The organism is Filifactor sp. (assembly GCF_057248345.1).
In genome coordinates, this window is the sequence record NZ_DBHIIC010000014.1 from 1 (window position 1) to 13,649 (window position 13,649).

The following is a 13,649-nucleotide window of genomic DNA, read 5'->3' on the forward strand; positions in this document are numbered from 1 at the left end:
CTGCATTTGGTTGTACATAGTCAGTGAAAGTTACAACCTCCAATTTTACACCTTCTTCTTCCAATTTAGGTGCTACAAATTTTAATAATTCTTCGTGTGGAATTGGTGATGCTCCCACTTTCAATACTACCGGATTTGATCCAGTGTCTGTTGCTGTAGCCTCTTGATCTGTTTTTTGACCACATCCTACCAATGTTGCTGTTAATAAAAGTCCTGCTAAAAATAATGTTGTTAATTTCTTCATGTTTTGTTCCCCTTCCTAATTTTAAAAAATTTTGTATTTATAATTAATTTTAATACCTTAGTTAATATAACTTATTTGTTAAAATAAATTCATGTTCGAACATCAACATCTGTTGTGTTCATTTTATCTATTTTTTTAAAAATCCAAGTGCATAACTGACATGAACTTGTGTTGCGATTGGCAATGCTCTTTCATCAATGTCGAATTTTTCATGATGGTGCGGATACCATGTTCGGTCATCTTTCGGATTCTTCGTGCCCACATGCAAAAATGCTCCCGGCAAACAGTCCAGATATTCAGCAAAATCTTCTCCACCCAAACTGGAAACTGATTGACTCACAATATTATTCAATCCGATAATCGGTTCTAATATTTCTTTTGCCAAATCCATACCCGGCTTATTGTTCACTAATGCCGGAGAAGCTGCAAAATTATGAAATACAGCTGTTGCTCCATAGATTTTTGCCGTTTCTTGTGCAACACGTTCTATCTCTTGTAACGCAAATTCTCTTGTTTTTGAATCAAAACATCTCAACGTCCCCTTCAAGATTCCTTTTCCGGCTACAATATTGTATTTTGTTCCGGCGTGAAGTTCTCCAATTGCAATCAAAACAGGTTGTAACGGATCAATTCTTCTAGATACAATACTTTGCAACGCAACTGCTATATGTGCCGATGCCAGTAAAGCATCTCTCCCTTGGTGTGGTTTTGCACAATGAGAACTTTCTCCGGACACTTCGATATCAAAAATATCACAAGATGCACTGATAGGTCCTTCTACTGCCAAAACTTTTCCAACTTCTGACGGAGAATGTAGATGGATTCCAAAAATGAAATCTCCTCCTTCTAAATATCCTCCATGAATAAATTGTTTCGCACCTCGTCCAATTTCTTCTGCAGCTTGAAAAATAAATTTTATCGTTCCTTTGAACTCTCTATCTTTCAAAATCTTAACTGCTCCCAGCAATGCTGCAGTGTGTCCATCATGTCCGCAAGAATGGTTTAACCCTTCTTCTTGGGAACAATATGACGCTCCGGTTCTATCAGGCATCTCCAAAGCATCCATATCAGCCCGCAAAAAAATTGTTTTTCCCTCTCCTTGTGTTCCTTTCAACTCTGCCAAAATACCTGTTTCTTCTACTTCGATAAAAGGAACGTTCCACTCTCTTAATAAATTCTTAATAAAAGCGGAAGTCTTGTACTCTTTCAAACTAGGTTCCGGATGTGTATGAAAATGTCGTCTCCAAGCAATAATCTGTTCTGATAATTTCTTTACATCATCATCTAAATGAACAGACTCTAAACATAAGTTTTGTTCCAAAATTTTTCTCCTCCTTTCTCATCTATCGCAATTTATGAGATCATTTTTGATGCAATAAAGAATTTTGCCAATCGTTTCACTCTATGGGAATGATCGAAAGAATACTTTTTGATTTTTTCAAGATTCTTTTTTCCGCTATTGAAAAACTCTTCATAACATCAAGCATAAATTCTTCTTCACTTGGCAACACCTCTTCTTCCTTCTGATGAAAGCAATCGCTCATGACAGAAAAGAAAAATAAAAAAAGTCCTTTTTACCTGTATTAAAACAGATAAAAAGGACGAATTATCGCGTTACCACCTTTTGTTTATCAAAACATCACTATTTTGACCTCTACCGGTACTTGATTTCTCGTCATACCGTCGTGCTATAACGGGCACTTCCCGTTGTAATCTAATCATTCGACTACAATGCTCCAAGACCATCTTCTATTTGATTCGTATTGATCACTTTCACCTAACTGATCTCTCTGAAAATCTTCCTCAAATATACTCTTCTCTTCATCACAATCCTTATGAACTTATAGTACAGTATATCACAATTATTTAAATTGTCAACAATAAATTTTAAATTTTTTTATTTCGGTTTCTCCTAGTTTTCTACCAAGCTATACATAAACTTGTAATCATCAGCCGTCATCCCTATACTTTCAGAAGAAAATACAGATAGAGGTAACTTGTTTTCAAATTTAATTAGCCCTTTTCCCTCTTCATATACTCTCAGTTCATCATAAGTGTTATCCAGGAATCCATCAATTCCGTCCACATGTGTTGTTACGTTATAGCATAAATTTCCGGCATCAGACTTATACACATCCACAATCTCGGAGTGTGCGGTATAAGTTTTCCCTTGGAAAATAAATTTTTCTTCCCACTTGTTTCCTCTTTCCAAAGGAAACTTCAATACATGTTGCTCTTCCACTACAGAGTTCATCAAATGAAGAGAATCATAGGTTCCAAACTCTTTGGATTTTTCTATTCTAACAACCACACCCTCTTCTGACAACTCATAAACCATCTTAAAAGTTCTATCATTTGGATCGTCTCCCTCTCCATCAATCATATATCCCTTATAGATAAGATTTATTTTTCCATCTTTTTCTTCTCTTTTTTCAAACTTCAAAGAATATCCAAACTCTGAATATCCATGATAAAAATGTTCTACTGCATCTTGAGGGAAAATTGTTGCCAGTGTTTCTATTTTTTCCTGTCCTTGTGAAGGTGAATCTTGATTTGTAGCAACAGGAGGTTCAGGATTTTTCACATCTTGAGTATCTTTACTGCACCCTGCAAATAATCCCAATACCAAACACAGACTCACCATAAGTGTCATCCACTTTATTTTTTTCATAATATTCTCCTTTCAAAAAAGTATTACTACTTCTTTTCAGCGAAAAAGTCTTTTACTTTTTCCTCATACATAGTAGTCAATAGAATTTCAGAAAAACTCCATTAACCCTAAATATATTATACTCTATTCTGATGAAATAAACTTTACAATTTAGAAACAAAAAATAATCCTCTCCACAATTATTATGATATCTTTCTTACTTAAATTTGATGTCTTGCTTCAATTTCAATCCTATCACAAACATAAAATCTGATTCGTTTACAAAAAGTGTTCTGCAATTATCTTCTTTCAAATTTCTAAATTCCTCAATCAATACTCAAAACACCATACCTATCGTCATCTTATTCTTTGACATCATGTTTTTTTAAGAAAAGACTAACAAAAAAAAGAAAACAAAGTAAAACCAATGTTTTAATGATAAAGATAGAAAAACAGCACCTATCGCAATCGAAAAATAGGTTCTGTTTGATACTTCAAAATAACTTACTGATTTCATCAGTTAAAATTTTCAGCACCAATTTCTTCAAAGGAAAAACACAAATAACATTCCAAGACATCAAATCCTGTTTTTTCAAAATATGTTTCTACTCAATATTGTACTTTTACAAAATACCGTAAGTAAAAATATTGTTTTGTCCTATCTGTTTTGTTCTATCTGTAGTAATTTTAACAAACTCTTTTTATATAGAATGTAGATTGAAACTATATCTTTATGATATGAATAAAATAAAAAAGAGTCGGACTTTTCACCAACTCTTTCTATAATTCTCACAAGATGCTATGCACCATACTTCGAAGTGTTTCAATTGTCTGTTTCGTCAAAAACTACTCATCATCAGCACTCCCACAACACACAGAAGACATTACTTATTGCTGCTTCCTTCCGGACCTGACAAGGTTCATAAGCTTCTATTGCATGGGACCAATGAATCAACATAATTCTCTTTCGGCATAACAACCAAGATCCCCCTCAGTATGGAATTCAACCCTGCTAAAGCGGATTGCAGGTTACAAGGCACCGCTAACTCCCCGTCTAGCATAGCAAACACATTTTATCAAATTCCTGAATATCCGTCAATCTATTTTATAAAGATACTTATCTCAGCTTCTCAATTGCATCTTTTAATACATCCTTAGGTAAAGCTCCTTGAGAATATCCGGCAATGTTTCCTTCTTTATCTACGATAAAAGTAGTTGGAAACGCACTCACTTGATAATCACCAAAAATACTTCCTGAAGAATTCATCATCGTAGGGAATTGAAGTGATTTTCTCGCCATAAATTCCTTCAATTCGTCCTCATTTACATCTGCAGACTGTAAAAACTGTTCTGTTTTCGGATTCGTGACTCCTAAAATAATAACGTCTTTTTCGTTCTGCCCGTATTCCTGATAAAGCTCCTCGATATCCGGCAATTCTGCATTACAAGGACCACACCAACTCGCCCAAAAATTCAATAGAACCACTTTTCCTCTGTATTGTTCTAAAGTATGAACTGTACCGTTTTGATCTTTTTCTTCAAAGTTCCATCCGGGAATAATATCTGCTTCCTGATTGGCATCTTGATTCTGTTCAGATTTCTCTTTTTCATCTGTCTTTTGCTCTGTCTGTTTTGCTTGTTCTTCTGTAACTGTTTGTTGTGATTCTTGTCCTGCTACACTACTCCAATATCCTGTTATGGAGTTAAATCGACCGGTAAAAATAATCAATCCCATTATAATTAACAGAAGGCCTCCCAATTTAGGAATCCACTGAAAAATTCTCGTTCTCTTCTCTACAAAATTCATAATGATATCTGTAAAAATTCCAAACAATAAAAACGGAATCAAAAATCCGATTGCATATACTCCTACTAAAACTTTTCCAAGTAATGCCGTCTTAGCTCCCGATGCCATAATCAATACGGAAGACAACATTGGTCCTACACAAGGCGTCCAAGCAAAACTGAAAGTAAATCCCATCAAAAGTGCAACAAGTGGACCAACTTTCCCTGTACTCCACAACGGTTTTATTCGTCTTTCACGATTTAAAAAATCACTTTTGTAAAATCCAACTTGATAAAGACCAAGTAAGAGAATAATTACTCCACCTATTCTACTAAAAATCGCCTTATTTGTATCAAAAAACTTTCCAAGTCCTGTAAACGCAATCCCCAAGATAAAGAAGGATAACGCAATCCCTAATCCAAAAAACAACATATTGATTATCTTATTTTTCTTCGCATCTTTTTCCGATTGCCCCGCTAAATATCCTAAATAAATAGGTAAGATAGGCAAGATACAAGGTGAGAAAAAAGACAACACACCCTCTAAAAACACCAATAAAAAGTTAAAGTGTTCGACACTAATAACCTGATTCATACTTCTTCCTCCTTATTTTGTTTTGATTATATATTCCTCACTGAAAAAACTTTGCGTACAAAACATTCAAATACAAACAAAAAAACAATCTTTTCAAGTTCCGACTGATTGCTCTGAGAAACTTACATTTGTGTACTATACACTCGTAGGTGGGACAAGGCTTCTTCAATAGAATTTTACATACGAGTCTTTATCATACATAAAATCTAAAGTTTACCATGTGCTCATTATAATCAAACATCATATTTTCATATTCGAAAACAGCTACTTATTCGAATTGCTTATTGATATACCCAACTATATTCAAAAAAAAACAATATGCATTGATATTTTTTATCATGTCAACACATATTGTTTTTCACTTGCAACCTTTCAGTTCTTAAAACTACTCATTTTTCAAAGATTCTAAAGCAGAAATTTTCATAGCTCTGTTTGCAGGATAGTATCCTGACAGAACACCAATCCCTGTTGAAAAAATAATTGCTAAAATTACGATGCTAAATGGAATAATAGACAAATTACTTCCTTCCGCACCCATCATATTTTGTGAAAAGAATGGTGCCAAAAATATATTGATGGCAAAAGAGATGAGATAACTGAAAACGACTCCAATCACTCCACCTGCCACTCCAATTAGAGCTGCTTCCAACAAAAACAAGTTTCGAATGTCCTTTAAATTTGCACCGATTACTTTCATAACACCAATCTCTCTGGTTCTCTCATAGATAGACATAATCATGGTATTTGTAATTCCAATCGCTGCAACCAAAAGAGCAATTGCTCCGATTCCTCCCAAAACTCCCTGAATCAACCTTCCTTGTTCTTCCACTTGATCCAACCAATCTTGAGGAGACATCGTTTCGAAACCCATGTCTTTTATGGACTGTAAAACAGATTTTACATCTTCTACATCTTTGACATATACTGATACTTGTTCATAGGATTTCTTTTTGGAAGATAGCAGACGTTCACCTCGTGAACTTTGAACTTCTTCTAATATCTTGCTCAAATAATCATAATCCATCATCACTTGATAACCCGTAGAGCTACCGGAACTTTCCAACACTCCGACTGCCTTTATCGGATATTGTTTATATTTTTTCTTATCGGCATCTGTACCGGAACCGGAGTTGGATTCCCCATCTCTTCTCTTCTTGTTACCATACTCCAAATCTCCTGTCAGAAACAACTTTCCTGAAAAAACATCTACTGTCGGTTTTGGACGGTTTCCATTTTCGTCCGGCTCTACATACGGTGCAAAATCAGTTTTTTTCGGGTTATAGAAGTCGTAAAGGACATCTTCGCCAAATACCATAGCATTTTTATCTCCGGCTCTTAAAATTCTTCCTCCTTCTTTCACCTTATAGTTGAACTCCTTCATTGCACTTGCTCTGATACCGATTACAGTAGCATCCGCAACATATTTGCCCGATACAATCCTCAATGATTGCTGTATAATTGGTGTTGCCTCAGTAGCACCCGGAATCGCTAAAATATTCCTCAACGCTTTATCATCTAATACAATCTTCTCGCCTGTCTGCCTGTTTACTCCTCCAGGATTCATCACTTGAATAATATGCAAATTTTCATACTTCTCTACTTGTTTTTTGTTTCCTTCGTTCAATCCAATTCCCAACGAAAGCATCACCACAATAGATGTTGTTCCAATTACAACTCCCACAATAGACAAAAGACTTCGTACTTTTCTTCTTTTCAAGTTTCGAAATGCCATCGACAATAAATCATAGTTATTCATCGATTTCCAACTCCTTCGCCTTGCTTCTATTCTTTTTCTTCTTCCAAATTACGGCTCCTGCCAACAAAACAACCAAAGCACTTACACCTGCTATTTTTTTACCCTTATTGGTATCTTGATTATCTTCAGGAATATTCGCAGGATCTTCCGGTGGAATAAATTCACTTACTTCAAATTGGAATGGTTTTCTTACTTCTTGCATCGTTCCCGACACATCCTCATAAGAAAATATAATTTCTCCATCTACAGTTCCTACTTTATCCGGAATGATAGCAAAATCAAAAGAATCGCTCTTTCCGGCTTCCATATTTCCTACAAAATATCCATTTTTATCTTCAAGAGTAAAATCGCCGGTCGCCTTTACATTCAAATTACTCAATACTGTTTTTCCAAAGTTATAGAATGTTACAGAAAAGTTTGCCTGTTGCCCTTCAAATACTCCTTCTGTCGGAATATTCACTTCTCCAATATCCAATTTCGTTTTTTGCACTACCGGAATAGAAATAGTATCCTTTGCTGTCAACACATTTCCTTGTAAATCCTCATAACTATAATCTACAGAAATAGCAGAAGTCTTTTGTTCAGCAGTAGGTTTTGCCACAAAGCGCATTGCTTTTTTTATTCTGGACTTAGAACCCATACTATCAATAAAGAACGAGCTGCTGGAATTTACGGGAACAAAGGTTCCTTCATCTGCACTTAAAGAAACTTTAATATTTCTCAATGTCTTTTGACTTGTATTCGCTAAGGTTAAATGTAGCACAAACTCTTGTCCCGCCTGCACATCATTTCCACCATAAGCATAATCTTCTATCATAATTTGAGGGTTTTTTACACCATCTGTTTGTTTATCAGCATTTTCTCCGCCACCATATATGAATATCCCTGCATATTGACTTGTTGCAATCGTTCCTTCTCCTTCTTTTGTTTCCAAAGGTTCTACTGCAATTTTGATAGGGTAATTCTTAGGTTCCGTTTTGGAATTGGAGAAAAAGGTAACGCTGTATTTCTTCGATTGCTTTGCCAACAATGTATCTTCTATAAAGATTCCCTTTGATTTGTTAACAATACCATCTGTTCCTTCAACACTAACTTTCAAACCTTCTAAATTTCCATTTCCTGTATTTACAACATCAAAGGAAAGAGTAAATGATTCTCCTGCCTTTGCTTTTTCAGGCAATCTGACATTTCGAATAGAAATATCTCCTCTTTGTTTTTCTTTCTGAGAGCCTGTTATATGAAGATATACTGTTTCTTCTGTAGAAAAAATACTTCCGTTTGGTAGTTTTCCTTCTGCAAACAATGTAATCGGATAATTTCCTGTCTTTACATCATCCTTCACATCAAAATAGTAAGTTGCTGTTTTTTCAACATTGATGGTTGCTGTATCAACACTCTTTCGAATCGCTTGATTTGGAAGAGTTACACCATCAGGCAAACCGGTAAATCCGATTCTCATATCTTGTAACGCAGAATTTCCCAAATTTTTCGCTTTTATGCTTACCTTATTATTTCCGACAGTTACTCCTCCCTGTGGTATTTCCAAAGACAATCTAATCTTCCCGTTATACTGCTTTGCGTTATCGCCATCTCCAGGTTTGAAATCATCTTCTTTTTTATCACCTTCATATACGGCTACCGTATATTTACCTTCTGTAGAAGAACTGATTTTGGAGGAAGAGAATGAATTATTCGTCACTTCTTGTCCATTCACATATACCTTCACTTTATACCAATACTCCCAACCACTATCAATATTATAGGTACTGATAGGGATGCTGAACGTCCTGGTTTCAGAAGCCAAAATTGTCATAGAATCACTGGATCCTGATAAAGCTGTAGTGTTTTCCGCATCTACAATCTTGATTTGTACTTTTTCTTTCTTAGAACCTGTATTATTTTTTATCTTGAAATTTAACTTTGTTTCATCCTTACCCTTCTCTAAAAGCGTAGTAGTCGCACTTATAGTAAAATCATAACCTTGGGCATAGGCTGAAGAACGAAAAAAAGCCAAGGCAGGCAATACAACGCTCACCACCATAAATACGATCAATACCCAAAGCACCACCCGTACCGTTTTTTTATTTTTTTTCATCTTTCAACACTCCTTTACAACTATCATTTGTTTCTATCTTCATATCCATCCAATCTAACTAACAACATCAATTCCTATTCAGTTCTAACAGGACTTTTTATTTTTTTCCTCCACACTCAAAATGTTTCCATCTTGAATAGTAACTACCTTATCGGCATAATTTGCAATCATTCTGTCATGTGTTACCAAAATCAAAGTCTGATTATTTTCCTTAACCATACCAATGATTAAATCCATTACTTCTTTCGTTGTATTGGTATCCAAATTACCCGTAGGTTCATCTGCAAAAATAATCTTAGGACTGGCAACCAATGCTCTTGCGATTCCAATTCTTTGCTGTTGTCCCCCTGACATTTGGCTCGGTTTTCTCATTTCATAACCTTTCAAGCCTACCTTTATCAACATCTCTCTTGCCAATGCTTCACGTTTTTCCTTATTTTCATTTCTAAAAATCAATGGTAAACTTACATTTTCTATTGCGGTTAACATAGGTAACAAATGGTATGCCTGAAAAATAAAACCTATATTTTTCTGACGAAATAAAGTAATTTGCTCTTCATTCAACTTATGAATAGGAATCCCTCCTATGAAGATTTCACCCTTTGTAGGTTTTTCCAATCCCGCTACCAAATTCAAAAAAGTAGATTTTCCGGAACCGGAAGTTCCCAAAAAGCAAACAACCTCACCTTTGTCAATATTCAAACTGATGTCATCCAGTGCAACTACTTTCTCAGTTCCCATCATAAACACTTTTCGAATATGATTGATTTGAATGAAAGATTTTTTTGTTGTTTCATCTGACTGAACATCCCTTTTATTCCTTTCCTCCAACACCATTCTATCACTTCCTCATGTAAACAGTTTCTTATTTAACTGTTTGATTTACAATAACTTCATTCTTTCAAAATCATTCTTTCAAAATCATTCTTTGAACATAATTATTTTTCTCCATCATATCATACTTTATATCATTAAATAATTAAAAACTGATTACAATAAAAAATAGTCTGTAAATATTTTGACATATCTTCCAAAATGTGATATAGTTTCTTTTCGTTGCTATTATACTAAATATTCAAATTCTACAAACTATTTTAAAAATTTCTAGCATTTATTGTTTATTTACTATTTACAATGTTCTGAATCTTTAGTATAATTGGTACCTAATACAAATATTTATTATTTACTGTGTTGTTTATCCGTTAGATATTCTTCCATTATATTTAACGTAAACGCAGTATAGAAAGGAGAAAAATATGGAAAACAACAATCGTGGAACCTTTAGTCGTCTTGGTTTCATACTAGCGGCGGCAGGATCGGCAATCGGTCTTGGAAATCTTTGGAAATTCCCTTATCTTGCAGGGAAAAATGGTGGAGGAGCATTTGTACTCATTTATTTAGCTTTGGTTGTCTTAGTCGGATTCGTAGTAATGCTTGGTGAAATGGCAATTGGACGTAACACCAAACTCAACCCTATCAATGCGTACAAAAAATTAAATAAAAAATGGGAAATTTTAGGCGCTATCGGAATTATAGTTCCTTTTGCAATCGTTACCTATTATAGTGTTATCGGAGGTTGGATTCTGAAATACTTGGTAAACTATCTTACAGGACAAGGTTCTGTTATGGCAGCAGATTCTTCCGCTTATTTTTCAAATTTCATTTCCAGTCCGATTCAACCATTGGTTTGGCACGGATTGTTTATGTTAATCAACATTCTTATTGTTGCAAAAGGAATTGAAGGTGGAGTGGAGAAAACCAGTAAAATTATGATGCCCGGTCTATTCATTATCCTTATAATCTTGGTACTTCGTTCTGTAACTCTTCCGGGAGCTTCAGAAGGTCTAAAATTCTATCTAATGCCTGACTTCTCAGCAGTTACAATTGACGTTTTCGTTGCGGCATTAGGCCAGGTTTTCTATTCTTTGAGTTTAGGTATGGGGATTATGATTACCTACGGAAGTTATCTTTCCAAAGACGCTGACTTGGAAAAAAGTGCATTGATTATTCCAACATTAGATACACTTGCAGCTTTATTGGCAGGATTCGCTATTTTACCGGCGGTTTTTGCATTCGGATTTGAACCGACAGCCGGACCTGGACTAATCTTCATCACATTACCGGCAGTTTTTGACTCCATTCCGGTAGGATTTGTTTTTGGAGCATTGTTCTTCTTACTTGTACTATTTGCAGCTATTACTTCTTCAATCTCATTGTTAGAAAGTCCTGCTGCTTATCTAATCGATAACTTTGGAGTAGAACGTAAAAAAGCTGTTATCTTCTGTGGAGTTGCTGCATTCTTAATCGGAGTTCCTTCTTCTTTATCTATGGGAGTATTCCAAACTACTTTCTTCGGAATGAACTTCTTTGATTTGATAAGTTACTTTGCAGAAAGTCTATTGATGCCTCTTGGAGGAATGTTCATGTGTATCTTCATCGGATACGTTTGGAAGCCTGAGACTGCAATTCAAGAAATTTCAAACAATGATGCTTTACCATTTAAATTAAGAGGTTATTGGGCATTTATGATTAAATACATTATCCCTGTTGCAATCTTTGTAATTTGGTTGAATTCTTCAGGTTTAGTGAAATTATTCCAATAGTAATTTAAAATGTCATAAAATATCTTTCTATAAAAAAGATAGAGACTAGCAAAACTTCATTGGTTTTCGCTTGTCTCCATCTTTTTTTTATGATATACTACAAAACTATGGATATATGAATTTATTATTTTACACTACTATCTGCTCTACTAATAGCTGTCATTATTTCAAGTTACTATATGGATATTTCAAAAGCACCCTATTTTATTTTAGTGAGTTCAATCAGATTCTACTGATAAGAAGTCCTTACAAATAATTCTTCTTATGACAGTTTCAAAGTAAGTTTATCAGCAGGATATTTTTCTAAAAACAGAAAACTATCCTATTTTTTTGCATAACAACAGCATGATTCTCAGTCAATCGTCATGTTGTTTTATTATCATTATCTATATTGAAAGGAGATTTTTTATGGCACAAATAAAAGAAAATAAAATGGGAGTTGCTCCTATGCTACCTCTTATTTTTAGTATGTCGTTACCCGCAATGTTCTCCATGTTGATTCAATCACTCTACAATGTGGTAGACAGTATCTTTGTATCCAAATTAAGCGAAAAATCGCTTACCTCTATCACACTTGCATTTCCTATCCAAATACTAATTATTTCTATTGCAGTAGGTACTGCCATTGGATTAAACTCCTATATCTCCAGAAAACTTGGAGAACACAACCAGGAAGATGCAAATCGAGCTGCAACACATGGAATCTATTTAGCTATCATAAGTAGTATCGTATTTATCTTTATCGGTCTCTTTGCCGTAAAACCTTTTGTTTCTACATTTACTTCCGATTCGGAAATCTTTTATCAAGCTGTATCTTACTTACAGGTTGTATCCATATGTTCTGTTTTTGTATTTTTGCAAATCAATTTTGAAAAGACACTACAAGGAACGGGTAACATGTTGTATCCTATGTTGTTTCAATTATCCGGTGCCATTACCAATATTATTTTGGATCCGATTTTGATTTTCGGTTTGTTTGGAGCACCTAGACTAGGTGTAACCGGAGCAGCGATAGCAACAGTTATCGGACAAGCGTTCGCATTTCTTTTTTCTTTCTATATCATCTACACTAAAGAACATGATGTACACATCAATATCAAAAAATACTCTTTCAATTGGAATACTGTAAAAGAAATTTATATTGTCGGCTTTCCTTCTATGATGATGCAATCCATTGCAGCAATACTTATCGGAGGATTGAATGCCATTTTGATTTCCTTTTCATCTGCAGCAGTCTCTATATTAGGAATTTATTTTAGACTTCAATCTTTTGTATTTATGCCGGTATTTGGACTTACACAAGGTTTGATGCCAATCATGGGATATAACTACGGTGCAAGAAACAAAGAACGTATGCTAAATGCCCTAAAATACGGAATCTATATCGCACTCATTATCATGACAATAGGGATGATAATATTTTTAATGATTCCTCAAATTCTATTATCCTTTTTTCATGCATCTGACGAAATGTTATCTATCGGTATTCCGGCACTTAGGACTATTTCCATCTCATTTCCGATTGCTGCAATTGGAATCCTGTTATCCTCTTTCTTTCAAGCACTTGGAATCGGAAAATACAGCTTGTATGTTTCTTTTATGAGACAACTTCTTATTATACTTCCACTTGCTTATATTTTGTCAAAAATTTCGACACTAAATGCAGTATGGTCCGCATTTTGGATTGCAGAGTTGGTTGCAACATTAAACAGTATTTTTCTTTTCAAAAAGCTATATGAAAATAGAATTAAATATTTGAGTTAATGTCACGATACAACCACTTTCTTAACAATTCTATCTAGATATGAAAGAAACCACAGCCTCTCAAAACTGTGGTTTCTTTCATCTTTCTAAACCTCGAAAAATCAATCCTTACTATATCTCTTTTTTTGAAACGATGATTATATTTTTATATTCGAAC

9 protein-coding genes, 1 other RNA gene and 1 other annotated feature are annotated in these 13,649 nt (G+C 34.6%); of the genes, 2 read left to right on the forward strand and 8 right to left on the reverse strand.

Annotated features, from left to right (window positions below):
* From ACO5GE_RS04105 to ACO5GE_RS04140, 8 genes are all read right to left on the reverse strand, one after another.
* A partial coding sequence (locus tag ACO5GE_RS04105) for a MetQ/NlpA family ABC transporter substrate-binding protein (protein ID WP_484829662.1) occupies positions 1-244 on the reverse strand: 244 nt, incomplete at its 3' end.
* Between the two features lie 127 nt (positions 245-371).
* Positions 372-1,565, reverse strand: a complete 1,194-nt coding sequence (locus ACO5GE_RS04110) for an amidohydrolase (RefSeq protein ID WP_484829663.1) — start codon at positions 1,563-1,565, stop codon at positions 372-374.
* A 273-nt stretch (positions 1,566-1,838) separates the two neighbouring features.
* Positions 1,839-2,078: a binding site (T-box leader), on the reverse strand.
* Positions 2,079-2,156: 78 nt separating this feature from the next.
* The gene (locus tag ACO5GE_RS04115; RefSeq protein WP_484829664.1) at positions 2,157-2,915 is read right to left on the reverse strand and encodes a hypothetical protein; all 759 of its coding nucleotides are present in this window, start codon (positions 2,913-2,915) and stop codon (positions 2,157-2,159) included.
* Positions 2,916-3,693: 778 nt separating this feature from the next.
* Positions 3,694-3,957, reverse strand: an RNA gene (gene ffs, locus ACO5GE_RS04120) — signal recognition particle sRNA large type.
* A 54-nt stretch (positions 3,958-4,011) separates the two neighbouring features.
* The gene (locus ACO5GE_RS04125) at positions 4,012-5,274 is read right to left on the reverse strand and encodes a redoxin domain-containing protein (RefSeq protein ID WP_484829665.1); all 1,263 of its coding nucleotides are present in this window, start codon (positions 5,272-5,274) and stop codon (positions 4,012-4,014) included.
* Positions 5,275-5,659: 385 nt separating this feature from the next.
* Entirely contained in the window at positions 5,660-7,030 is a 1,371-nt protein-coding gene (locus ACO5GE_RS04130) for an ABC transporter permease (RefSeq protein ID WP_484829666.1), read from the reverse strand.
* Positions 7,023-9,125: a COG1361 S-layer family protein gene (locus ACO5GE_RS04135; protein WP_484829667.1), complete on the reverse strand. Its 2,103-nt coding sequence runs from the start codon at positions 9,123-9,125 to the stop codon at positions 7,023-7,025. The genes ACO5GE_RS04130 and ACO5GE_RS04135 overlap by 8 nt, the downstream gene beginning before the upstream one ends.
* 84 nt (positions 9,126-9,209) lie before the next feature.
* Positions 9,210-9,962 carry an ABC transporter ATP-binding protein gene (locus ACO5GE_RS04140; protein WP_484829668.1) on the reverse strand — a complete coding sequence of 251 codons (753 nt, stop codon included), beginning with the start codon at positions 9,960-9,962 and terminating at the stop codon, positions 9,210-9,212.
* Between the two features lie 419 nt (positions 9,963-10,381).
* Between ACO5GE_RS04140 and ACO5GE_RS04145 the strand changes: the two genes are divergently transcribed.
* Both ACO5GE_RS04145 and ACO5GE_RS04150 read left to right on the forward strand, forming a co-directional pair.
* Positions 10,382-11,728: a sodium-dependent transporter gene (locus ACO5GE_RS04145; RefSeq protein WP_484829669.1), complete on the forward strand. Its 1,347-nt coding sequence runs from the start codon at positions 10,382-10,384 to the stop codon at positions 11,726-11,728.
* 408 nt (positions 11,729-12,136) lie between these two features.
* Positions 12,137-13,492, forward strand: a complete 1,356-nt coding sequence (locus ACO5GE_RS04150) for an MATE family efflux transporter (RefSeq protein WP_484829670.1) — start codon at positions 12,137-12,139, stop codon at positions 13,490-13,492.
* The last annotated feature ends 157 nt before the right edge of the window (positions 13,493-13,649 follow it).